Source organism: Aeromonas sp. QDB31, from assembly GCF_027707605.1.
Taxonomy (GTDB): Bacteria; Pseudomonadota; Gammaproteobacteria; order Enterobacterales; family Aeromonadaceae; genus Aeromonas; species Aeromonas media.
In genome coordinates this window covers 202,684-225,395 of the sequence record NZ_JAPCIX010000001.1, presented here as the reverse complement: position 1 = coordinate 225,395, position 22,712 = coordinate 202,684, and the positions used below count along the sequence as shown (strand labels likewise).

Here is a 22,712-nt window from a genome sequence, read left to right as displayed (position 1 = left end):
AGGCGGGCGGGCGCCATGCCGCCCGCACGCCGGTCATCAAGAGGAAACTACAATGCAATACACATTCCCCGAAGGCTTCTGGTGGGGTAGCGCCTCGTCGGCCGCACAATCGGAAGGGGCTGCCAACGTGGGCGGCAAGGCACCGACCATCTGGGATCACTGGTTCGAGACGGAGCCACACCGTTTTCACGGTCAGGTAGGCCCAGCCAACACCTCCACCTTCTACGATCGCTATCGCGAAGACATCGCGTTGATGAAGCAGATTGGCCACAACAGCTTCCGCACATCCATCTCCTGGGCCCGGTTGCTGCCGGATGGCCGTACTGTCAACCAGGAGGCCGTCGACTTCTACAACAAGGTTATCGATGAACTGTTGGCCAAGGGGATCAAACCCTTCATCGGCCTGTTCCACTTCGACATGCCGATGTACTGGCAGGAGCAGGGGGGCTGGGAGAGCCGCGAAACAGTGGCGGCTTATGCCGAGTACGCAGAGCTCTGCTTCAAACTGTTTGGTGATCGCGTCGCCTGCTGGATGACCTTCAATGAACCCGTGGTGGTGGTGGAAGGGGGTTATCTGTATGACTTCCATTACCCGAACCAGATGGACTTCAAGCGGGCAGCCCAGGTGGCCTATCACATGATGCTGGCCCACAGCCTGGCGGTGAAGTGCTATCGCGCACTCTCCCTGCCCGGCCAGATCGGCATCGTCCTGAACCTGACCCCCTCCTATCCGCGCTCTTCAAACCCGGCGGACTTGAAGGCATCGTTCATTGCCGACTTGTTCTTCAACCGCGCCTTCCTCGATCCCGCGGTGAAGGGGGTCTATCCTCAGGAGCTTATCGATATCCTGCGCGAACACGGTCAGATGCCCGTGGTGCAAAGCGGCGACTGCGAACTGCTGGCCGCTGGCAAGATCGATCTGCTCGGCATCAACTATTACCAGCCGCGGCGAGTGAAGGCGCGCATGACGGCCATCAACCCGGACTCCCCTTTCCTGCCTGACTGGTTCTTCGAGAATTACGAAATGCCAGGCCGCAAAATGAACCCTTATCGCGGCTGGGAAATATATGAGCGCGGTATTTATGACATATTGATCAACCTGCGCGACAACTATGGAAATATCCCAAGCTATATCTCCGAAAATGGTATGGGTGTCGAAGGGGAGCACAGATTCATTGGTGAAGATGGTCAGGTAAAAGACGATTATCGTATCGACTTCATTCGCGGCCACCTCCAGTGGATTCATACCGCCATTGCCGAAGGAAGTAATTGCCGTGGTTATCACCTGTGGACCTTTATTGACAACTGGTCCTGGATGAATGCCTACAAGAACCGTTATGGATTCATCAGCCTTGATTTGGAAAGCCAGCAGCGCACCGTCAAGAAAAGTGGTGAATGGTTCGCCAACGTCTCTCGTAATAATGGATTTTAAGGAGTCATAAATGATGGATCTTGAAGAAGCAGTCATGGGCATCATCGTCAATGCCGGCCAATCTCGCAGTCTCTGTTTCGAAGCCCTGCGTCAGGCTCGTGCTGGCCAGTTCAGCGAAGCGGATGCCTTGCTGCTCCAGGCCACCGACGCGGGGAAGGCTGCCCATGCCGTACAAACCAAACTGATTGAAGCCGATGAGGGCGAAGGCAAGACCAAGATGACACTGGTCATGGTACATGCCCAGGATCACCTGATGACCTCCATTCTGTGCCGCGAACTGGCCACCGAACTGGTCGAGATCTATCGCCGCCAAGCCAGCTGATTTTAACTCATCGGATCGGGAGTCCGTGCTTTTGCCACCGTTATATACGGTGGCTTTTTTATTCTTGATATACCAGCCAGCCGTCATGTATTTCATACCTCTTTCAGGCAGTTTCAAAAATATGAAACTGTCATGACGCGATACCAGTATAAGTTTCAATATCTGTTTATGGCTATTCTGATGCTGCTTGTAGTCATCAATAAACACTCATTAATAAACACACAGGAATGTGGATAATATGCGTAAACTTGGACTGATGTCAGTATTGCTGATGGCGGGAGTATTATATTCCACTCAGGCATCGGCATGGTGGTGGAGCAATCAGGATTGGCAGGTCTCTGATGGTTGGCGCAATGGCGGGTCAGAATTCGACTGTACCTGGCGCGCCGCCAACGTCTGGATGGAGTCCGGCACGGCCATCCTCCATGCGAAATCCGACAAAGGAAACAAGAGCTGCGCTGAGCTGCGAACCTACAACTACACCCGCAAGGGTCGTTATGAGGTGCAGATGCAGGCAGGATCGGTGCCCGGCACCATCAGCTCCTTCTTTACCTATACCGGAGATGCAGGCACCAGCTCTCACTATGAAGTCGACATCGAGCTGATGGGGGGCACCAACCTGCTCCATACCAACGTCTGGATCCAGGGGCGCCAGTATCCCCAAGACATAGATCTGGGCAAGTACGGCATGTCCATCTGGAACATGGAGCGCTACGCCTTCAACATCGACGAGGCGGGTATCACCTGGCAGGTATTCAGCCGCACCCAGAACAAATGGGTGAGCGTGCGTCGCGAGAGTCGTCCCGTCACCAGCAGGATGCAGACGTTTGTGAATAACTGGATCAGCGCCAACCCAAGCTTCCCGCCCAGCTCCTACAACGGCCAGCCCGTCTACGCCAAGTACAAGTACGCCAATGTGACTCCCTGGGAATGATGGTTAACTAAGGTATACAGCGTTAAAACAAAATGAAGACAAGTATTGCTAGGTGCTCAAAGCAGTTCAGCTAAATAACCTGCCAGCCAACACGCAATGGAACACCACGTAGCATACTGAATGCAATGCAAAAAATAAAAAGCCCAATAAATCCAATTTATTGGGCTTGATACATGCCTGATTCAACCGAAAATTCAGTTTCTGCTCATTTTCCGCTCAGTTTCTTAGGAACCATTTTTAGCTACCATACAAGCATACAAGCCTTTCTCATGGCGGCGTTGTTGCCCAAATCGATGCTGCTTGACTGGAACTAACTGAGGGAGTGGCTATCTGATCACCACCATCCCCTTCAAGTCTGCATCATGGGCACATCGCTTCACCCCATCACCAATTGGCCTCAATACAACAAGTCTCTGATTAACCGTGGCTCACTCACCTTCCGGATTGATGTCGAAATCATGAACAACTGGTTTCACCATAACCATCACGGGCGACGGGACCATGGCCTGCTTTGCACTGACCAGACCATCTCTACCTTCCTGATACTCAAGGGGATTTTCAGCCTCACTCTGTGGGCTGAAAAGGATTTATTCGCCCCCCTTTTTTTCGAGTTGATGAATGTACCGTTGTGCGTGCCGGACTATAGCTGTGTCAGCAAGCGTGCCCGCGCGGTGCAGGTAGCCTATCGACAGCCCTCTAAGGACGCATCAGTGACTTGGTTATCGATTCGACCAGCCTGAAGGAATTTGGTGACGGCGAAAGTGTCGTTGGAAAATGTCCATGATGCGAGGTGCTGCCAACCTTGCTCAATCCGCTGCGGAGCAAGCTGGGGCGTGCTTATGCGGATGGTGTCTAGACAGCAAAGCCAGCCATCAGCTTAGCTCGCGTAAAGGGGCGACAGCCCGTATCCCACCTCGCAAGTACGCGGGACTATGGATAAAGGGACACCCAATGACACACTCACTGGCATACCAAAAATCACAGATACAAAAAAGCCCACCTCAATCAATGAGATGGGCCGTATATATGGCGGAGGAGGTGGGATTTGAACCCACGGATGGTCACCCATCGCCGGTTTTCAAGACCGGTGCATTCAGCCGCTCTGCCACCCCTCCGCAGCAGTGCGACGCATATTACCCATGACGATCCCCCTTGTAAATCCCCACCCTGTTCGTTTGCCGATTTATTGGGCTAAATGGCCAACAAACCCCGCAAACGCCACCCCAACCGTGCTTTTTCCACCGGATGGCTTGACTTGAAAACAGACTCACCCACTATAGTGACCACTACGGTATTCCCAGCAAGATGGACTTATGAAAATCACACATGCCCTGTTCGCCGCCCTGACCGGCGCGACCCTGCTTGCGGCGCCTGTGCAGGCGAGCGAGCTGACCAAGAGCGATGTCGAGCAGATCGTGCGCGACTATCTGGTCAAGAATCCGGAAATATTGGTCGAGATGTCCAATGCCCTGCGCGCCAAACAGGAGAGCCAGCAGGCCGAGAATGACAAGACGCTGATCGAGGCCCATGCCAAGCAGCTCTTCGCCAACAAGGATCCCGAGAGTGGCAACCCCAAGGGCAGCCTGACCGTGGTCGAGTTCTTCGACTACAACTGCGGCTACTGCAAGCGTGCTCATCCCCTCGTCCAACAGTTGCTCGATGAAGACAAGGACATCCGCTACATCTACAAGCAGTTCCCCATCCTGAGCGAGACTTCCTACTACGCCGCCCGCGCGGCGTTGGCGGTGCAGCTCGGCCAGCCCGACAAGTTCCAGGCCTTCCACGACAAGCTGTACGCCCATCAAGGGTCGCTGGCCGACGAGGCCCAGGTGCAAGCCATCGCCAAGTCCGCCGGGGTGGACTGGAGCAACGTCGAGGCCAAGATCAAGGATGGCAGCATCGATCAGAACCTTGGTACCAACCGTGCCCTGGCCGAGGCCATGAGCATCTCGGGGACCCCGGGGTTCATCATCGGCGACCAGATCCTGCGCGGTGCGCCACGGGATCTGGCGAGCCTGAAGGCCATCGTCAAGGATGTGCGGGCTGGCAAGAGCATTCAGTAACCCGCTCTTCGCCCACAAAAAAACGCCCCGGCATGCGATGCCGGGGCGTTTTGCTATTCAGGCTTCACACCCTCAGGCCTGATAGCCGTTCGGGTTATGGCTTTGCCAGCGCCAGGTGTCGACCATCATCTGCTCCAGGCCCCGCTCGGCCTGCCAGCCCAGCTCGTCCCGGGCCAGGGTGGGTTCGGCCCAGCACTCGGCGATGTCGCCTGGGCGACGGGGCTTGATCTGGTAGGGAATGGGGCGGCCGCTGGCGGCTTCGAATGCCTTGACCATCTCCAGTACCGAGTAGCCCTGACCGGTGCCCAGGTTGTAGGTAAAGACCCCGGTGTCGCCCTCGATGCGTGCCAGCGCCTTGAGGTGACCGATGGCGAGATCCACCACGTGGATGTAGTCGCGCACGCCGGTGCCGTCCGGCGTCGGGTAGTCGTTGCCAAACACCCCCAGTTCCTTGAGCTTGCCGACACCGACCTGGCTGATGTAGGGCAGCAGGTTGTTGGGAATGCCGTTGGGATCTTCGCCAATGAGGCCACTCTCGTGGGCACCGACCGGGTTGAAGTAGCGCAACAACACGATGGCCCAGCGGGGATCGGACTTGGCAAGATCCCGCAGAATCTCTTCCACCATCAGCTTGGAGCGACCATAGGGGTTGGTGGCACCGGTGGGGAAATCTTCCCGCAAGGGCACCGAAGCGGGATCGCCATATACGGTCGCCGAGGAGCTGAACACTAGGCGGAACACGCCGGCTTTTGCCATCTCCTCGCACAGCACCAGGGTACCGGTCACGTTGTTCTGGTAGTAGGTGAGCGGGATCTGGGCGGACTCCCCGACCGCCTTGAGACCGGCGAAGTGGATCACGGATTCGATCCTGTACTCGGCAAACAGCCGCTCTAGGCATGCCCTGTCCAGAATGTCCCCCTTGACGAAGGTGACCGGCTTGCCTGTGATCCGTTCGACCCGCTTGAGAGATTCGGGGGAAGAGTTGGAGAGGTTGTCCAGTACTACCACCTGCTGCCCGGTACCCAGCAGCTCAACCAAGGTGTGGGAGCCGATATAGCCGGCACCGCCCGTAACCAGAATTGTCATTTTTTATCCCGTGCTTTGCTGAAACTGGGTCAGAGTCTACCCGCACGACCCGCTCGGGAAAAGCTCGGGATACCAATGACGCCCCTCAGTAATCGACGCTGACATCCCCTCTGATGGTGCAAGAGCAGGCCAGCGCGACGCCGCGCTCCAGATCCTGCGCACTCAGCGTCATCACGCTCTGACGCTCGATCTCCCCTTCCGTGGTGCAGCGACAGGCCCCGCACACACCGGCGCGGCAGGCGGCCATCATGGTCTCCCCCGCTCCCTCCAGCGCAGCCAGCAGGGTTTGGCCCGGCAGTATCTTCACCTTCTTGCCGCTCTTTTTGAGGGTCAGCCAGAAGTGGTCGCTGCCGGCTGCAACTGGCGCCGTGCTCGATGTTCCAGCAGGCAGGCCGAACGACTCCTGATGCAATTGCTCCGCCGGCAGCCCCAGCTCCGCCAGCATGGTGCAGACCGCCGCCATGTAAGGGGCCGGGCCGCACAGATAGACGTGGCGCGCGAGCAGATCTGGTGCCAATTCCCTCAGCATGTCCGGTGTGAGCCGGCCAACCCAGGGATAAGCCGCCGGCGCCTGTTCCAATACCAGCGCATGGCGCACGCCCGCATGGGCCTCGGCCAGTGCGGCCAGGTCGTCGGCGAAGATCACATCCTCCGGCGAGCGGGCGCTGTGGATGAAGCGGATATCTGCGTCCGGCCGTTTGGCCAGCTCGTCCCGCAGCATGGCCCACATGGGGGTGATGCCGGAGCCGGCGCTGAGCAGCAGCGGCCGCTCGCAGGGGAGCACCGCCAGATTGAAGTCGCCGAAGGGGCCGTCAACCCGGATCTCGTCCCCCAGTTGCAAGGTTTGGTGCAGATGATGGGAGACCAGCCCCACGTCCTTGATGGTGACTTGCCAGAAAGGATCCTGCGGGCTGGAAGAGAGGGTATAGGCGCGGCACTGGGGCTTGCCGTCAATCTCGGTGTGCAGGGTCACACACTGGCCGGCCAGCACGGCAGGCAGAGTGCCCTCTGTGGCGACAAACTGCCAACTTGTCACGTCGTGAGTGTCCGCACGACGGCCAATGCAGCGCAAGGTGAGAGAGGTGGAGATCATCGCAAGGCTCCTCTTTTTGAAAGACATCTTTGTGAAAAAAAGGCGAGCCGGGGGGCTCGCCAAAGGCTTACAACATCTTGGGCTGAACCCGGATCAGGCCGCCAGGATCTCGGCGAGATCCGCCTCTGCGGTCGTGGTTCCCTTGAGACCGAACTGCTCCTCCAGCACCTTGAGCAGGGCCGGGGTGAGGAAGGCCGGAGCGGTCGGGCCGGTGCGAATGTCCTTCACGCCGAGTGCCAGCAGGGTGAGCAGGATCACGATGGCCTTCTGTTCAAACCAGGAGAGCACCAGGGTCAGCGGCAGATCGTTGACACCGCACTCGAACGCCTCGGAAAGCGCCAATGCCAGTTGAATGGCGGAGTAGGCGTCGTTGCACTGGCCCACGTCCAGCAGACGCGGGATGCCGCCGATATCGCCAAAGTCGAGCTTGTTGAACTTGTATTTGCCGCAGCCCAGGGTGAGCAGCAGGCTATCCTGCGGGATCGCCTTGGCGAACTCGGTGTAGTAGGCGCGCTCGGCACGGTCGCCGTCACAGCCCCCCACCAGGAAGAAGTGGCTGATTTCGCCAGCCTTGACCTTGTCGATCACCGCAGGGGCGGCCTGCATCAGGGCGTTGCGAGCAAAGCCGATGGTGATGAAATGCTCGAGCTCAACGTGCTTGAAGCCTTCCAGCGCCTGGGCCTTGGCGATAACGGCAGAGAAGTCTTCTCCTTCCAGATGGGTCACCCCAGGCCAGCCGACGATGGAGCGGGTGAAGATGCGATCCGAGTAGTTGCCCACGTTCGGGTCGATGATGCAGTTGGAGGTCATCACCACGGCGCCCGGGAAGTTCGCAAACTCCTTCTGCTGGTTCTGCCACGCGGAACCGTAGTTGCCCACCAGGTGCGGATACTGTTTGAAGAAGGGATAGGCCAGGGCCGGCAGCATCTCACCGTGGGTGTAGACGTTGATGCCGGTGCCTGCGGTCTGTTCCAGGATCAGCTTGAGATCCACCATGTCGTGGCCAGAGACCAGGATGCACTTGCCCGGCACCGGGGTGACGCGCACCTGAGTCGGTTCCGGGTGGCCGAAGGCAGTGGTTTCACCGAGATCCAGCATCTCCATGATCTTGAAGTTGAGCAGGCCGATGTCCATGGCGCACTTGAACAGGGGATCCAGATCGCTCGGATCCGTGCCGAGCCAACTCATGATGCGGTGGAATTCGGCAGCCACGGCGCTGTCTTGCTGGTCCAGTACCCGGGCGTGCTCCATGTAGGCGGCTGCCCCCTTGAGCCCGTAGAGGCAGAGCAGGCGCAGTCCCATGATGTCTTCATTGACTTCGCTCTTGCCGCGGTTGACCGCGGTCTGAGGCGCATGGGCCAGCTGTTCCAGCAGCTCGACACCCGGCTCGAAGCGGGCGGCGGCAGGCAGCTCGGCAAGCTGCACCGCCAGCGCGGCCAGACGATCGGCCAGTTGCTGCCGATAGGCCAGCGCCTGGTTGACATAGTCGACGATGCGCGCGGAGTCAAAGTTGACGTTGGTGAGGGTGGCGAAGAAGGCCTTGGGTACGAAGGCATCGATCTCGTCATCGACGATGTCGTGCTCACGGGCCGCCAGTGCCCAGGCACTGAGGCCTTGCAGCGTATAAATCAGCACATCCTGCAGATCCGAGGTCTCGGCCGTCTTGCCGCACATACCTTGTGCATACGCGCAGCCATTGCCTGCGGGGGTACGAATTGTCTGTTCACATTGCACACAAAACATCATGCCTCTCCTAATTGGACATTTCAGTTACTTGTTTTGTGGCGATTCTATTCCCCCGACTCAAAACTTAATAGGCATTCAATTTACCAATTAAGGTTTCATTGATGCAGATCAAAAACAAAAAAGCCGCCCAAACAGGGCGGCAAGCGGGTGGATAACATCAAAGACAACTCAGGTTTGCAACAACAAGGGACAACGGAACGGTCGGACCGGCGCCTGGTCAGGGGCATCCGGCCCTGCACTCTATCAAGCCAGGTAGGCGCGCAGCATCCAGACCAGTTTTTCCTGCTGCTGCACATAGTCGGAGAGGATCGAGGCGGTACCCTCGTCACCCGCGTCGGCGGCCTGGCCCAGGATACGGCGCTGAGCCACCAGCAGCTCGCGGAAACTCTCCAGCAGGGACTCGACACAGGCGCGACCGTCGTGCAGCCCCTTCTGCTCGGGGATGGCGGAGACCTTGATGTAGTCGCTGAAGCTGTGCAGGGGCACCCCATCCAGGGTGAGGATGCGCTCGGCCAGGGCATCGACTTTCAACAGCAGATCGTTGTAGATCTCCTCGAATTTCAGGTGAAGCTCGAAGAACTGGTTGCCGCGGATGTTCCAGTGGAAGCCACGGACGTTCATGTAGAGGATCTGGTAGCTGGCCAGCAACTTGTTCAACTCGGCGGCCAGGGCTTGTGATTGAACGGTATCAAGACCAATGGGGCTCTTCATCATTCACCTCCAGGTGGTAAACATTATCGGGAACGGAGTCAGCATATCCCCGCACAGACTCAAAGGACAATTGCTTCTGCCTTGTCCATTGATAGCGAATGGCTATCGTCAGCAGGAAAAACACCCGCTCTCATCGCTCAAGCCGCTCGATATAGAGGATCACCTCGCCGAGGTGAATGCCGAACTTGCTGATCGCGGCACGATTGATCAGGCGATCTTCATCCAGCAGATACATCCAGTCATCGAAGCTCACCCGCACCACCTCCCCGTCCGGCAGAGCCAGATCGAGTTGATAGCGCCAGTTCAGGGCAAAGCCTTGAGTCTTGCCGACCGCCTCCCCCACCACGTCCGAGGCGGTGCCGCGCCAGTGGCCATCCGCCCCCTTGCTCAAAAACCAGGTGCGGGTCTGCTGGCGGCCGTCATCGAAATAGAACTCCTCGAACAACTCCCCCTTGCCCTCTCGCCAGCGCCCCTGCATCTCGACCCGAAAGCGACTGGTCACTTCGCCGCTACGGTCGGTCACCAGGCCGTGGGCCACCAGTTTGCCATTGAAGAAACGGGCGAGATCCCAGTTCGGGCCCTGCCCTCTATAGTCATCGAGGCTGGCGCCACAACCAGTCAGCAACAGCAGTGGCCACAGCAGCAGAAGACGCCATGTGCGATGGAAGGTCATGAGGAACTCCAGTATCAGGGTTGGCCGCGCAGGCGGCGGGTAAGGGCGGGATCGCGACTGTTGTCGGCAAGCCAGATGGCCAGAAAGGCGGCTGAAAACTGCGGATCGGCGAGGGAACCGAGGGCCTTGTCCTGCCACCAGAAGTGGCCGGCTCCTGCACTGTCCACATAGAAGGTGAGTCTGTCCCCAGCCCCCACGTCGGGCCAGAGGGCGGCGAGCCGGCCGAGCCAGCGCTGGCGATCTCCTTCGCTGCCGAGGCCGAGGCGCAGCCACTCGGCGGCGGTAGCGCTCAGCAGATCTTCCCTGTCTATGGCTCTGGCATAGGTCAGGGTGAGGGCCTGCGGGTAGCGACCAGGCTCGTAGCGACCGCTCGCGCTGTAGAGAGTGGCGTCATAGAGCTTGAACCAGAGCCAGCTCATCTCCCCCTGTCCGACCGGGCGCAGTTGTTGCCAGGGGGCAGAAGAGGCCTGTACCGCAATGGCAAAAAGCAGCGTCAGCGCCACAAGCAAGGTGCTAATTCCACCCCATGTGCCAATGGGCGGGGTCTTCCAGTTCATGCCAGTCCATCTCCTGTTCCTGCAGGGTATTGATATCCTGCATCACCACGCTCGCCAGTTGACCCTGGGCATCGCGTTGGCATGCAACCACCAGATAGAAACGCTCTGCCAGCTCGCACTGGCCATCCCTGGTCCATTTGGAAAACAACAAGGCGTCGGTCGAAAAGGTGTTCATCTCGATTCACCCTCCAGCGTCACCGTTACCCACAGCAGTACGGGTAACCACCCCATCCAGATCACCGCCAGCAGCACCGTGCTGATCCAGATGCCCCAGGGTAAGTGTACGGCCCCCATGGCAGCACCCACCACATAGGAGCTCGCGCCCCCCACCATGCCAAACAGCGCCTGCTGCCAGCGGGGCAATGGCCGAAGCCAGCGTAAACCGTGGGAGAGGGTCAGGGCAAAACCGCACCAGAGCAGCAACAGCCAGAGCGGGAAACCGGCCGGAAACTGGAACAGGCCGAGCCGCCAGAGCAGGATGTCGAGCAAACAACCTACCAGGGCAACGGGAATGAGCCGCCAGTCTTGCCGGCGACGAGGAGAGAAGAGGAAATGAAGCAACAGCATCAGCAGCAGCGGGCCAGGTTGCTGCCATTTCACCGCCAGCAACCAGTAGAGGTTGAACCCCAGCAGGTGGGCCCACTGCCACATGGTCAGTGACCGCTCACTGGCAGATCACCGGACCAGCCGAGCGGGCCCGGCTTGGCCGCCTCCAGCTGCACCAGGCTGATGGCCCGCTCCCAGAAGCCCCCCTCGCAATAGGCAAAATAGAAGTGCCACAGCCGGATGAAATCCTGGCTGTAGCCGAGCCTTGGCAGCTCGGGGGCCAGCGCCAGGAAGCGTTCGCACCAGTGGGCCAGGGTGCGGGCATAGTGGTGGCCGTGATCGTGCAGCCGCACCAGTTGCATGTCGGTCTCCCGGGCGAGCAGTCCCGCCATCTGGGAGACGCTCGGCAGACAGCCGCCGGGGAAGATGTAGCGCTGGATGAAATCGACCCCGCGCACATACTGGGCATGGCGCTGATCGGCGATGGTGATGGCCTGAATGAGCAGACGACCACCGGGTCTGAGCAGGCGTGACAGCTGGCGGAAGTAGTCCGGCAGGAAGGCGTGCCCCACCGCCTCTATCATCTCGATGGAAACCAGCTTGTCGAAGCTCCCCTCCAGCTTGCGGTAATCCTCCAGCAGCAATGTGATACGATCCTCCAGCCCCTCCCGCGCAATCCACGCCTTCGCATAGTCGTGCTGGGCCTGGGAGATGGTGGTGGTGGTCACCCGGCAGCCGTAGTGACGGGCGGCATAGACGGCCAGGCCGCCCCAGCCGGTGCCTATCTCCAGCAGGTGATCCTCCGGTCCCAGCTCGAGCCGCTCGCAGATGGTGCGCAGCTTGGCCTGCTGCCCCTGCTCCAGGCTGGCCTCGGCGCTCGGGTAGATGGCGCTCGAGTACTGCATGTGGCTGTCGAGAAAGCCCTGATAGAGGGTATTGCCGAGATCATAGTGGGCGGCGATATTGGATCTCGACCCGGTCAGGGTATTTCGATTGAGCCAGTGACGCACCTTGTTGAAGGGGAAGCTGAGCCAGCCGAGCCGCCGCTCCAGGGTGTCGAGCAGCGTCAGGTTGCGGGCCAGCAGCCGCACCAGGGCCACCGGATCCGGGCTGGTCCAGAGTCCTTCCACCCAGGTCTCACCGGCGGCTATGCTGCCTCCCAGCAGCAGACGACGATAGAAGGCAGGATCCTGCACTATCACCTCGGCATGGAGATCGGTGCCCGCCACCCCGAAGCTGTGACGCTCGCTGCCGTCACGCAGCAGCAGTTGACCCTGTTCGAGACGTCCCAGCAGAGTGAGCAGCAGTTGCCTGGCCCCCTTGTCGATGAAAGAGGCAGAGAGGGTTGATTGAGCAAGTTCCATTAGCGGCTCTCCGGATGGATGAAGATAAAAGAGGTTCGTTTGATACAAACCCGCATCATGGGTTGCGGACAACGACTGGAAGCTGAAATACGCGAGAATGTCGGCTTCATCAGCGGCTCTCCGGGTGGCTGAAGATGGGGGTGCGTTTGATAAAAAGACGCAAGGCCTGCCAGTAGATACCGAGCAGCACCTTGAGGGTCATCCAGGGCCAGCGGGCAAGCAGGGCCACCAGCCCCTGGCGCGACAGCGGTTCGCGACGCAGCGCCAGGGTGGCATCGAACAGCTTGGCCTCGCCTGACCTGGGATGACTCTCGATATGGATCAGCGTCTCCTCTTCGGGCGGGCGAATGCGCCAGTGGTAACGCATGGCCAGCCCCATGAAGGGGGAGACGTGAAAGTCCTTGTCGTGGGGTGCCAGGGCCGCCAGATCCAGCAGGTAGTAGTGACGCTCGTTCCAGGGGGTGTTCGACACCTCCGCCAGCAGGTAACGCGCCTCCTCCTCCCGGTAGCAGAAGTAGAAGTTGACCGGGCTGAAGTAGAACCCCAGGCAGCGCACATTGCCGAGCAACAGCACCCGACCGCCCGGCTCGGCGTCGCCGCCAAGGGCAGTCACCTTGTCCCACACCGCCAGCTTGAGGCTCCCTTCGCTGCCTTTGAGATAGTCATTGCGATGAAAGGAGAGCAACCCGGCCCGCTCCACTCCGAACCAGCGCCCCTGGCTGAGGCTCGGCAGCTCGTCCAGATCCAGCCCCAGCATGAAGAGGTCGTAGGAGAAGGCGTGGTTGCGCGGCGCAAAGCGGCGGTGGCGCACCGAACCCTGCCAGATGGCGCTGATGGTGTCGCCGGCGGCCTTCATAGGTTGGCTCCGAAGCGACTGGCCACATCCAGGGCGCTGCGCACCCCGTCCTCGTGAAAGCCGTTGTACCAGTAAGCGCCGCAGAAATGGGTGTGCTGCCGGCCGCAGATCTCGGCTCGCCGCTGCTGAGCGGCGATGGAGGCCTGATTGAAGACAGGATGGTGGTAGACGAAGCGGCGCAGCACCTTGCTTTCGTCCACCCGGCCCTGGGGGTTGAGGCTGACGCAGAAGGGTTGCGGCGAGCTAATCCCCTGCAGGATGTTCATGTTGTAGCTCACCAGGGGGCGCGCCTCGTCGTCATCCCCGAGCTGATAGTTCCAGCTGGCCCAGGCTTTTGGCCGGGCCGGCAGGCAGTTCACATCGGTGTGCAACCAGACATCGTTGGCCTGATAGGCCATGGCGCCGAGAATGGCCTGCTCCCGCTCGCTTGCATCCGCCAACAGGGCAAGCGCCTGATCGCTGTGACAGGCGAGGATCACCTCGTCAAAGCGCTCCTCCCCATAGCCGCTCTGGACAAGCACCCCCTCGGCCGAGCGCCGGATCGCCAGTACCGGACAGGCCAGCCGGATCCGCGACATCCAGCCCGACGTGAGGGGACCCAGGTATTCCCGCGAGCCGCCCGGAATGACGTACCACTGAGGGCGGTTGGCCACATCGAGCAGGCCGTGGTTGGCAAAGAAACGCAGGAAGAAACCCAGCGGAAAGGCGCGCATGTCAGCCAGGGTGGAAGACCAGATAGCCGCCCCCATGGGCAGGATGTAGTGGCGGGCGAAGTAATCGCTGAACTCCCCCAGCAGCAGAAAATCCCCCAAGGTAGGTTCGCGGCCATCCCCGCGGCGCCCGCGGTCCGCCAGCCAGGCGCGGGCCTCCCGGTTGAAACGCAGGATCTCGGCCACGAAACGGTAGAAGCGCGGGCTCAGCAGGTTGCTGCGTTGGGCAAACAGGGTGTCCAGGTTGTGGCCGTTGTACTCCAACCCCTGGGGGCTCTTGACCGAGAAGCTCATCTCGGTGGGCTGGCGCGCCACCCCGATCCGCTCCAGCAATTTCAGGAAATTCGGGTAGGTGCGATCGTTGAACACGATAAAGCCGGTGTCGATGGCATAGCTGCGACCGGCCAGGCTGACATCCACTGTGGCGGTATGTCCGCCGAGCACGGGGGCCGCCTCGAACAAGGTGATGTCGTGCAGCTTGTGGAGCAGAAAACCGGCGCTGAGTCCCGAGATCCCGGAACCTATGATGGCGATCTTTTTCTTCATGAAGGGGATCCTTTCGAGATGAGGGTGCGACCGAGGCGCAACCAAAGCCCCGTCGGCAGTGCGCCAAGCAGACGCAGCAACCAGATGAAGCGACGGGGGAAGTGGATCTGATGGCGACCGGCGGCCAGCCCGCTCATGATGGCGCGGGACGCCTCCTCCACCGTCACCAGACAAGGCATGGGAAAATCATTCTTCGCGGTGAGCGGCGTCTGCACGAAACCCGGACGGATCAGGGTCACCCCTATGCCCCGGGTCGCGAGATCGAGGCGCAGGGTGGCGGCCAGATAGTCGAGGGCCGCCTTGGAGGCGCCATAGGCCTCGGCCCTTGGCAGCGGTAACCAGCTCACCGAGGAGCCGACGATGGCGAGCCGCGACCCGGACACCAGCCGCGGCAGGAAGGCGGCCAGGGCGTGGCCGGTGGCGATGAGGTTGGTCTCGATGACCCGGGCAAAGAGGGCACCGTCAAATCCCTCGACCAGATCCATGTATTCGCAGTTGCCGGCGTTGAGGATCAGCAGATCCAGCGCGGGCAGATCGGCGGCAATCACGGCCATGGCGGCGCTGTCCCGTCCATCGAACTGCAGGGGAATGATCCCTTCATCGGCCAATGCCTGCAGCCGTTCACCATCGCGGCCACAACCCCACACCTGCCAGCCAGAGCGCCGGTAATCGAGCGCCAGCTGGCGACCTATGCCGGAGGTGGCCCCGGTGATCAGTACCCGCCCGCTCATGTGCCCAGCCTCCCCTTGATGGCGCGCACCACGGGGCCCAGCAGCGGCAACTGTTCGTAGAGCATGGCGCCGAGATCGAAGTAATCCCGGTGCAGGCAGACCTTGCCCCAGGCATCAAACTGCAACCGGGTGGCCCCCTCCACCCGCACCGGCCGCCCACCGGCAATCCGGGGATGTACGAAGGTCATGACCCAGCCGAGCCAGGCCTCATTGCCCTGCAACTGCTGGCTGGTGATCTCGAACCTGCACTCCTTGAGCCGCTCATAGAGAGAGGAAAAATAGCGGGTGAGCGCGGCCAGCCCCTCGATGCGGTGGGCCGGATCGATAAACACCACCTGATCGGCATAGATCTCAGGCAGACGGTGCAACTGATGCTTGTCCAGTTGCAGATAAAGCACGATGAAATGGGCCAGCGCGTCGTTCATGTCATGTCTTCTCCAGGTCACGGAACATCTCGATGGCCCTCACCCGTGCAACGGCATGATCCACCATGGGCGCCGGGTAATCCTGCCGTCCCTTGAGCCGCAGCCAGTCGTGGGGCTGGTGCACATAGGCGGCAGGCACATCGGCAAGCTCAGTTACCCAGGTACGGATAAACTCCCCTTGTGGATCAAATCGTTGTCCCTGGGTAGTGGGGTTGAACACCCGAAAGTAGGGGGCCGCATCGGCGCCCGTTCCCGCGGCCCATTGCCAGCCACCGTTGTTGGCCGCCAGATCCCCGTCGATGAGCTGGCTCATGAAGTAATCCTCCCCGAGCCGCCAGTGGATGTGCAGATCCTTGGTCAGGAAGCTCGCCACTATCATTCGCAGCCGGTTGTGCATCCAGCCGGTGGCGTTGAGGCAGCGCATGGCGGCGTCGACGATGGGGTAGCCGGTACGCCCCTCGCACCAGGCGGCAAAGGCATCCGGGTCCCAGCTCCAGGGCAGGGCCACCGTCTCTGGCTTGAAAGGGCGATTCATCGAGAGGGTCGGGATCAGTACCAGCAGGTGGCGATAGAACTCGCGCCAGATGAGCTCGTTAAGCCAGACGAAACCGGGCTGCGCCTTGGACTGGGGCCGGCCGCCGAGTCGCTGCTGCAAGGCCGCCACGCACTGACGGGGGCTGACAATGCCCGCCGCCAGATAGGGGGAGAGGATGGAGGTACCCGCCAACGCCGGAAAATCCCGGGTCTCGCCATAGTCCAGCACCGCCTGCTCCAGGAAGGCGTGCAACCGCCGCAGGGCCTCGACCTCCCCCACCGGCCAGCGGGGATCCGGGGTCAGCTCCCCGAACCCCTCATCGACAAAAGCCCGCTCGGCCAGCGGCTGCCACGGCAATGGCTCACCCCGTGGCGCCGGGGCTCTGTGAATGACGAAACCATCCTCATCCAGCGCCTTGAGCCAGGCGCGGCTGAAGGGGGTGAAGACCTTGAACATCTCCCGACCGCCGGTCAGTACCCGCCCAGGGGGCAGCACGCAACAGCCGTTGAGCCAGTGGCAGCTCACCTCCTGCTCTGCCAGCGCGGCGGTGACGCCATGGTCCCGGCGCTGCTCGTCAAGTTCGATGGCCTGGTTGGCGTAGAGGTGCGTGACGCCGAGCTCGCGGCAGAGGTCAGCCAGCGCCGCAGGCACCTCGGCAAAGGTCTCGACCCGCAGCAGATGAAGCGGGATGCCGAGGGCCGCCAGCTCGCGGCCCAGCACATCGACCTGGGTCAGGATGAAGCGCTGACGGATGGGTGCCATCTTGTGCTGTCGCCACTGGGTGGGGGAGATGATGAAGAGTGCGGCGACCGGCTCATCGCTGGCGCAGCCATGACGCAGCGCCGGGTTGTCGGAAAGGCGCAAGTCATTGCGAAACCAGACCAGCCTCATGATTTCTTGCTCCCGCGCCCACGGGCGCCGCGCGCGGCAGGCTTGTCCGCCATCACCTCGGCCAGGGTCGCCCGCCAGCCGTGAGCGGCCAGCCAGTCAGCGTCATAGAGGCGACCCAGCTCACCAAACAGGCGGGTGCCCGCCGGCCAGCCAGTGGCCAGCGCCGGCTTGCCAAGGCCGGCCCCTAGCAGCACCAGCCAGGGGGTGGCGGCCCGCCCCTCCAGCAGGGCGACATGGCGCGGCTCCACCGCTCCCAGCAGTTGCACCTCATAGCCCTGACCTATCAGCTCGTAGGCCGCCCAGACCAAATCCAGGGGACCTACCTGGCCCCAGCTAGCCAGGGTGACCGGCAGCCCCTTCTCCTGCTCGATGAGGTGGCGGGCGAAACGGGTGTGGAGCCAGCCCAGCCACACTTGTTGCAGCAGCTCGCCATCCGGCCGCTCGCGCCACAGGCCGAGCAGCTGCTCCACCAACGGCTGCAGCACCCGGCTGCGCACCAGCTCGAACGGGTAGCTCGCCAGCAGATCATTGAGCTCTGCCTCCGCCTTGCGCTGGTTGAAAGCGAGCAGCGCCTGACTGAACTGCTCCAGGGTCTGCTGCCAGTGATCGCTCACCGGCTGGGACTGAGGTTCGCTCAAGAGCCCCTTCACCTGCCCTATGCTCACCCCCCGTTCCAGCCAGCTCAGGATCTCGCCTATCTGGCGGATATCCTGCTCGCTGTAGAGGCGATGCCCCTTGTCGGTACGGGCGGGCTGCACCAGCCCGTAGCGACGCTGCCAGGCGCGCAGGGTGACGGCGTTGACCCCGGTGAGGCGGGAGACCTCGCGGATGGGGTAGATCCCCTCGTCCGGCTTGGCGGCATCATCTTGTGGTACATCTGACATGGTGACTTCCATTCAACAGGGTATGGGTGCCCCGAACCCAGAGGCTGCGTCGGGGCACAAACGAATTCAGAGCCCGTAGCGCAGCTTGCGCATATCGGGATGCGGATAGAGCTGATCTCGCCATTCTCAAAGCCCGTAACGCAACTTGAGCGTATCGGGGTGCGGGTTGAGATAGACCTGATCCGCGAGATAGGGGTTCGGGTATTCCCGCAGGTAGTGGCGGATCAGGGTGAGGGGGACCAGCAGCGGGAAGACGCCGGTGCGGTACTTGTCGATGGTATCGCAGAGCTCCTGCTTCTGGGCCGGGGTCAGCACCCGCTTGAAATAACCCTGCAGGTGCATCAGCACATTGGTGTGGCTGCGACGGTTGGCACGCAGGGTCAGGGCCGCCATCAAGCCCTTGATGTAGCTGTCCGCCACCTCCTGCAGGTTGGCCTTGCCGAGGTTGCCGAGCAGCTTGCCGAGGGTGCGGTAGTGGGTAGTGGCGTGGGAGAGCACCAGATATTTGTAGCGCGAATGGAACCGGATGAGGGCGGCGGCGGTGATCCCGCGAGCACAGAGCTGCTGCCAGTCGTGATAGGCGAAGACCCGCAGCACGAAGTTCTCCCGCAGTATGGGATCGCACAGGCGGCCGTCTTCCTCCACCGGCAGCAGGGGGTTGGCCTCCATCAAGGCTTTGGCAAAGAGACCAATCCCCTCCTTGGCACTCCCCTCGTTGTTGGCACCATAGATGCGTACCCGCTCCATGCCGCAACTGGGAGACTTGGCGCAGAGGATGTAGCCGGAGATGAAGTCGAGCAGGCGAGCCTTCTGCTCGCTGAAGGCGATGAGCCGCTCGGTGACATCGAAGCTGCCGTTGCTCGCCTCGGCGCGCACCTCTCCGTGGCGCTTGACCAGCCGGATGGCGGCACGGGGGGCACCGAGGCCGATGGCCATCTCGGGGCAGACCGGGTGATACTCGAAGTGAGCGCCAAGATCCCGCTCGCAGAAGCTGGAACGCTTGTGGCCCCCGTCGAACCGCACTTCCTGGCCCAGCAGACAGGCACTGATACCGACCTTGATCTTGTACATGATTGCACCCCTTGTATAAGCATTGACTCAGTTATAGCAGTTATACAAAAAAATGAAAGTTGTATAACTATTACCGACCGATACGACACAAGAGCAAAAACAGGATCACCGGAAAATGAAAAAGCCCATGACCGGGGTCATGGGCAAAATGGACGTTGCGACAGACAGGGAAATCAGAAGCTGTATTTCACACCCAGGCTGCTGATGGATCCTTTCTGCAGATCCCAGTTGCGATAGGTGTAGTCGGCGGTGAGGGCCAGGTTCTGGCTCACCTTGTAGGCGGCACCCGCCTTGAAGTCGTGCATGTCGTCGGTCATGTTGGCGTAACGGTAGCCGGTGGAGAGCTCGACGGCGCCGATGTCGTAGCGCAGGCCCACTTCACCGTACAGGCTGCCGCTCTGCTTGCGGGTGATGTTGTCCCAGCCGCTGTCGTTCACGTTGGAGGCGAGCTCGCGCTCCATGCTGTAGCCCATCAGGCCCGCTTCACCGTACAGGTTCAGGCCGGTGCTGAGGGGAGTGAACACCCCCATCCCCAGATTGGAGATGGCCATGCTGTCGTTGCCGCTGTTGCGGGAGGTGTATTCGCTGCCGAGTCGGCCGTAGACGTTGGAGCCGAAGCTCTTGGAGAGATCCAGGCTCAGACCACCGAAATCGCGGTTGTTGCTGTCCTTGCCACCGACGTAGTCGGACTTGGTGTGTGCCCAGGTGGCGGATCCCTTGGCATAGCTGAACGCATCTTGCGCCAGCACGGAAGTGGAAGAGAGACCGGCCAGAACCAGAACAGACAGTGCGAGCTTTTGCATTTTGTTGACTCCGATTGTTGCGTTAGGCGGAACCTAACGGGAATGGAGCCATTGTGACGGGCAAAGGGGGAGTCGCCGAGCGGCAAGCTGTTGCCAAACCATGGCAGATGTAAGCAGATGTTGCAGACGGTTACCGGAGCAACACTCCACGGGGGACGGGCCTGCCCGTCCCCGTCGCGTTCCTAGCGGAATTCCACTTCGTCGATCTGGACCCGCACCAGCGGCTTGCCAGTCAGATTGGCCGGACGGGCCAGTTCGATGGCGCGCGAGGGGCGCTGCTCGCCCTTGCGCAGATAGGATTCCGGCAGGCGATTCTCCCCGACCCAGAAACGCACCGGCTGGGTCGAGAGCTGCACGCCCTCGGCGCTGAACAGGGTCAGGCTGCCGTTGACCCGCACCACGTTGCGGCTGCCGGTGTTGCTCACCACGAACTGCAGGCGCAGCGGATCCTCGCCCTCCACCTGGTTCAGGGTCACCGTGATCCCGTCCCGGGTCGCCTGGGCGAGCAGGTCGGGATTGGCCAGGGCCTGCTCGGTCAGCACCGGCGCCGCCACGCTCGCCGTCACCGTCTTGCCGGCTACCGTCTCGGCGGGCTTGACCAGCAGGTATTCCCAGGTGAAGTCGTCGTTGAGCTGCACCTGACGGCCATCGGCCAGGGTGACCTGGGTCAGGGACGCGGCCTGGGCCAGCAGGGGGGAGAGGCAGAGGGCAAGCAGCAGTCTGGACAAGGGTTTCATGGGCACATGACTCGATAGGGATGCAGAGGGAGCAGTATAAAGAGTCGGGCTGCCCTTGCCTATGACCCGACTCACGTTACGGGCCGGGCCCGGGATCAGATGACCAGCAGTTGAGGATCTTCGCCCGAGACCAGATCCAGGGTCACCAGATCGAACTGGGCGCTCTGGAGCGCCTTCTGAATGTTCGGCTGCATGTCGAAGACCAGGGCCCGCATGCGCTGGGGCACCCTGATCCTGGCCAGGGTAGTGACCCTGTCCGCCAGGGTATGGAAGAAGACCTGGGCTCCATCCAGTCCCATGTCGAACAACATCTGCTCGGCCATGTCGACCATGCGCAAGTGGCGCCGGTCCAGTGACTCAATATCGGAGAAGCGCTGACTCAGGCAAGCCTCTCCCCCCGCCCCCCACAGGGCCAGCTGGCGCTTGTGGAAGCCATAGCGAAAGTCACGGTTGGTCATGCCCTGCTCGGCAAAGAGCCACAGCGTATTGGCCGGCACGCTGTCGAAACGCCGCAGATACTCCTGCATCTCCTCCACCGAGGCCGACATCAGAAGCGGGGGGCCATCGCCGTGCTCGAGCTGCTGGCAGAGGTAGCGTACCGGATCCATCACCTCGGCGAGGTGACCGAGGTGCACGCTGAAGATCATCTCATCGGTCTTGATCACCTGATGCGCGATGCCGTAGTGCTGGCAGTAGCGCTTAGCCCGGGCCACCGCCTTGCGGCTGAGGGTCGGGTTGTCCAGGGTGATGGCCCGAAAGCGGACCCCGCTGGCCCGGCACAGGTCCATGCTGTAGCAGGACTCCAACCGACCGGAGAAGGAGACAAGCAGTTCGCCATATCCTGCCAGGGTGCTGATGAGCCTTTGTTCCCTGGCCTGAAAGTTCTGATCGTATCCCCGATTCAGCGCGACTACATTGGCATCCATAACAACGCTCCGGATGGTGAATAGGATGTTATTTTGCGGCGTGAAAGCTGAATAGACACTTAAACGGCAGGGACAAAGCAGTACTTTATTCGCTCTGAATGCACATCAGATCCCTTTTCTTCGGGCACAACGCAGGGCCCGTCCCCTTTCAGGCGGGCAACCATCCTTGCTCGACCAGCTGCCGGCGGCACGCAGCAGCATCGGTGAACACCATGCCCTGCAGGCCGAGCGCCTGGGCCGCCGCCACGTTGGCCGGGCTGTCGTCGATAAAGAGGCACTCCCCAGCCTTGAGGTCGAACGACACCAGCAGATAACGGTAGATGTCGGGCTCGGGCTTGATCATCCGCACCCGGGCCGACACCACCTTGCCGCTGAAGAAGCGCCAGAACTCCTGATGCTGTTCCAACCAGTCGATGCTGGCATGGCCCATGTTGGAGAGGGCGTAGAGCCGGTGACCGGCTCGGTGCAGCGTCTCAATCAGGCTCACCATGGCGGGGTCCGGCAGCAGGGAGGCGGGCACCGCCTGCAGGATGGCGAGGTTCTCGGCCATGGACAAGCCAGTGCGCGCCTCGGCCTGACTCGCCATGGCGTGCAGGGAGAGGGTGCCCCTGTCCACCTCCAGCCAGTCGGGGTGGTTGAACAGCTGCTCAGCCAGGGCCTCGGCGCCATCCGGTCCTCGTACCGAGCGCACTATGCCGACCGGATCCCAGCTCACCACCACCCGCCCCAGATCGAAGATAATCGCCATCCTCTCGCCTCCCTCTCATTGACCAGAAACAACGGGACCGGTGTGGCACTCATTCGACCATGGATCCCGACCACCTACCCTGCCCCGTTCAATGCACAGGGGCAAGTTTTACTTGCATCGGCGTGCCAAATCCCTTAATGGTTATGACGTTACATTCAGGACAACATCATGCACACACCATTCTTCTTTGCTTTCTCGTTTATCCGGCCCTCATAAGGGAAGGCCCTGTCGTCGCATCAACAGAAAGCAAAGACGAATCGAGCCTCCCCCAGCGGAGGCTTTTTTTTGCAGCAACCACCACAGAAGATTTGGATAGGGAACC

General features: G+C 61.0%; 24 protein-coding genes, 1 tRNA gene, 1 pseudogene and 1 other annotated feature. Of the genes and pseudogenes, 5 read left to right on the top strand and 21 right to left on the bottom strand.

Annotated elements, in window-relative coordinates; all coding sequences use genetic code 11:
• Positions 1-52 precede the first annotated feature (52 nt).
• From PG898_RS01040 to PG898_RS01025, 4 genes and pseudogenes are all read left to right on the top strand, one after another.
• Positions 53-1,432 carry a glycoside hydrolase family 1 protein gene (locus PG898_RS01040; RefSeq protein WP_270823329.1) on the top strand — a complete coding sequence of 460 codons (1,380 nt, stop codon included), beginning with the start codon at positions 53-55 and terminating at the stop codon, positions 1,430-1,432.
• Positions 1,433-1,442: 10 nt separating this feature from the next.
• The gene (locus PG898_RS01035; RefSeq protein ID WP_010673336.1) at positions 1,443-1,754 is read left to right on the top strand and encodes a PTS lactose/cellobiose transporter subunit IIA; all 312 of its coding nucleotides are present in this window, start codon (positions 1,443-1,445) and stop codon (positions 1,752-1,754) included.
• Between the two features lie 238 nt (positions 1,755-1,992).
• Positions 1,993-2,688 (top strand): family 16 glycosylhydrolase, encoded by a 696-nt coding sequence (locus tag PG898_RS01030; protein ID WP_270823328.1) that lies wholly within the window; start codon positions 1,993-1,995, stop codon positions 2,686-2,688.
• 362 nt (positions 2,689-3,050) lie between these two features.
• A pseudogene (locus PG898_RS01025) lies at positions 3,051-3,672 on the top strand (transposase); the annotation flags it as partial.
• Positions 3,673-3,715: 43 nt separating this feature from the next.
• On the opposite strand, the gene PG898_RS01020 reads toward PG898_RS01025, so the two are convergent.
• A tRNA-Ser gene (locus PG898_RS01020) sits at positions 3,716-3,803 on the bottom strand.
• Between the two features lie 198 nt (positions 3,804-4,001).
• Here PG898_RS01020 and PG898_RS01015 point away from each other — a divergent pair.
• Positions 4,002-4,751: a DsbA family protein gene (locus PG898_RS01015; RefSeq protein ID WP_270823327.1), complete on the top strand. Its 750-nt coding sequence runs from the start codon at positions 4,002-4,004 to the stop codon at positions 4,749-4,751.
• A 72-nt stretch (positions 4,752-4,823) separates the two neighbouring features.
• On the opposite strand, the gene galE is transcribed toward PG898_RS01015, so the two are convergent.
• From galE to PG898_RS00915, 20 genes are all read right to left on the bottom strand, one after another.
• On the bottom strand, positions 4,824-5,837 hold the full coding sequence (gene galE, locus PG898_RS01010) for a UDP-glucose 4-epimerase GalE (protein ID WP_270823326.1): 1,014 nt from the start codon (positions 5,835-5,837) through the stop codon (positions 4,824-4,826).
• A gap of 85 nt (positions 5,838-5,922) precedes the next feature.
• Positions 5,923-6,930: a hybrid-cluster NAD(P)-dependent oxidoreductase gene (locus PG898_RS01005; RefSeq protein WP_270823325.1), complete on the bottom strand. Its 1,008-nt coding sequence runs from the start codon at positions 6,928-6,930 to the stop codon at positions 5,923-5,925.
• 93 nt (positions 6,931-7,023) lie between these two features.
• Positions 7,024-8,673 carry a hydroxylamine reductase gene (hcp, locus tag PG898_RS01000; RefSeq protein WP_041206287.1) on the bottom strand — a complete coding sequence of 550 codons (1,650 nt, stop codon included), beginning with the start codon at positions 8,671-8,673 and terminating at the stop codon, positions 7,024-7,026.
• A gap of 246 nt (positions 8,674-8,919) precedes the next feature.
• Positions 8,920-9,387: a Dps family protein gene (locus PG898_RS00995; protein ID WP_041206289.1), complete on the bottom strand. Its 468-nt coding sequence runs from the start codon at positions 9,385-9,387 to the stop codon at positions 8,920-8,922.
• A gap of 130 nt (positions 9,388-9,517) precedes the next feature.
• Entirely contained in the window at positions 9,518-10,060 is a 543-nt protein-coding gene (locus tag PG898_RS00990; protein WP_270823323.1) for a DUF3833 domain-containing protein, read from the bottom strand.
• A 14-nt stretch (positions 10,061-10,074) separates the two neighbouring features.
• The gene (locus PG898_RS00985; protein ID WP_270823322.1) at positions 10,075-10,617 is read right to left on the bottom strand and encodes a chalcone isomerase family protein; all 543 of its coding nucleotides are present in this window, start codon (positions 10,615-10,617) and stop codon (positions 10,075-10,077) included.
• A complete protein-coding gene (locus PG898_RS00980; RefSeq protein WP_005332522.1) occupies positions 10,574-10,792 on the bottom strand; it encodes a TIGR02450 family Trp-rich protein in 219 nt (72 codons plus the stop codon). Before PG898_RS00980 ends, PG898_RS00985 begins: the two co-directional genes overlap by 44 nt.
• Complete coding sequence (locus tag PG898_RS00975; RefSeq protein WP_270823321.1) at positions 10,789-11,268, bottom strand: DUF2878 domain-containing protein; 480 nt, start codon at positions 11,266-11,268, stop codon at positions 10,789-10,791. Before PG898_RS00975 ends, PG898_RS00980 begins: the two co-directional genes overlap by 4 nt.
• A 2-nt stretch (positions 11,269-11,270) precedes the next feature.
• Positions 11,271-12,527, bottom strand: a complete 1,257-nt coding sequence (locus PG898_RS00970; protein ID WP_042650336.1) for an SAM-dependent methyltransferase — start codon at positions 12,525-12,527, stop codon at positions 11,271-11,273.
• A gap of 109 nt (positions 12,528-12,636) precedes the next feature.
• Positions 12,637-13,383, bottom strand: a complete 747-nt coding sequence (locus PG898_RS00965) for a DUF1365 domain-containing protein (RefSeq protein ID WP_161507482.1) — start codon at positions 13,381-13,383, stop codon at positions 12,637-12,639.
• A complete protein-coding gene (locus PG898_RS00960; protein ID WP_161507483.1) occupies positions 13,380-14,639 on the bottom strand; it encodes an NAD(P)/FAD-dependent oxidoreductase in 1,260 nt (419 codons plus the stop codon). The genes PG898_RS00965 and PG898_RS00960 overlap by 4 nt, the downstream gene beginning before the upstream one ends.
• Positions 14,636-15,370, bottom strand: a complete 735-nt coding sequence (locus tag PG898_RS00955; RefSeq protein ID WP_043130858.1) for an SDR family NAD(P)-dependent oxidoreductase — start codon at positions 15,368-15,370, stop codon at positions 14,636-14,638. The genes PG898_RS00960 and PG898_RS00955 overlap by 4 nt, the downstream gene beginning before the upstream one ends.
• Positions 15,367-15,795, bottom strand: a complete 429-nt coding sequence (locus PG898_RS00950) for a nuclear transport factor 2 family protein (protein WP_042650340.1) — start codon at positions 15,793-15,795, stop codon at positions 15,367-15,369. Before PG898_RS00950 ends, PG898_RS00955 begins: the two co-directional genes overlap by 4 nt.
• Before the next feature lies 1 nt (position 15,796).
• On the bottom strand, positions 15,797-17,221 hold the full coding sequence (gene phrB / locus PG898_RS00945) for a deoxyribodipyrimidine photo-lyase (protein ID WP_270823319.1): 1,425 nt from the start codon (positions 17,219-17,221) through the stop codon (positions 15,797-15,799).
• Positions 17,218-18,105, bottom strand: coding sequence for a MerR family transcriptional regulator (locus PG898_RS00940; RefSeq protein WP_270823318.1), 888 nt, complete (start codon positions 18,103-18,105; stop codon positions 17,218-17,220). Before PG898_RS00940 ends, phrB begins: the two co-directional genes overlap by 4 nt.
• 126 nt (positions 18,106-18,231) lie before the next feature.
• Entirely contained in the window at positions 18,232-19,176 is a 945-nt protein-coding gene (locus PG898_RS00935) for a YbgA family protein (protein WP_270823317.1), read from the bottom strand.
• A 173-nt stretch (positions 19,177-19,349) separates the two neighbouring features.
• Positions 19,350-19,979 carry an outer membrane beta-barrel protein gene (locus PG898_RS00930; protein WP_005332506.1) on the bottom strand — a complete coding sequence of 210 codons (630 nt, stop codon included), beginning with the start codon at positions 19,977-19,979 and terminating at the stop codon, positions 19,350-19,352.
• Between the two features lie 182 nt (positions 19,980-20,161).
• Positions 20,162-20,716 (bottom strand): DUF3157 family protein, encoded by a 555-nt coding sequence (locus PG898_RS00925; protein WP_270823315.1) that lies wholly within the window; start codon positions 20,714-20,716, stop codon positions 20,162-20,164.
• Between the two features lie 95 nt (positions 20,717-20,811).
• Entirely contained in the window at positions 20,812-21,642 is an 831-nt protein-coding gene (locus PG898_RS00920) for a hypothetical protein (protein ID WP_042650346.1), read from the bottom strand.
• Positions 21,643-21,790: 148 nt separating this feature from the next.
• Positions 21,791-22,390, bottom strand: coding sequence for an HAD family hydrolase (locus tag PG898_RS00915; protein WP_270823312.1), 600 nt, complete (start codon positions 22,388-22,390; stop codon positions 21,791-21,793).
• 164 nt (positions 22,391-22,554) lie between these two features.
• Positions 22,555-22,677: a sequence feature (Phe leader region), on the top strand.
• The last annotated feature ends 35 nt before the right edge of the window (positions 22,678-22,712 follow it).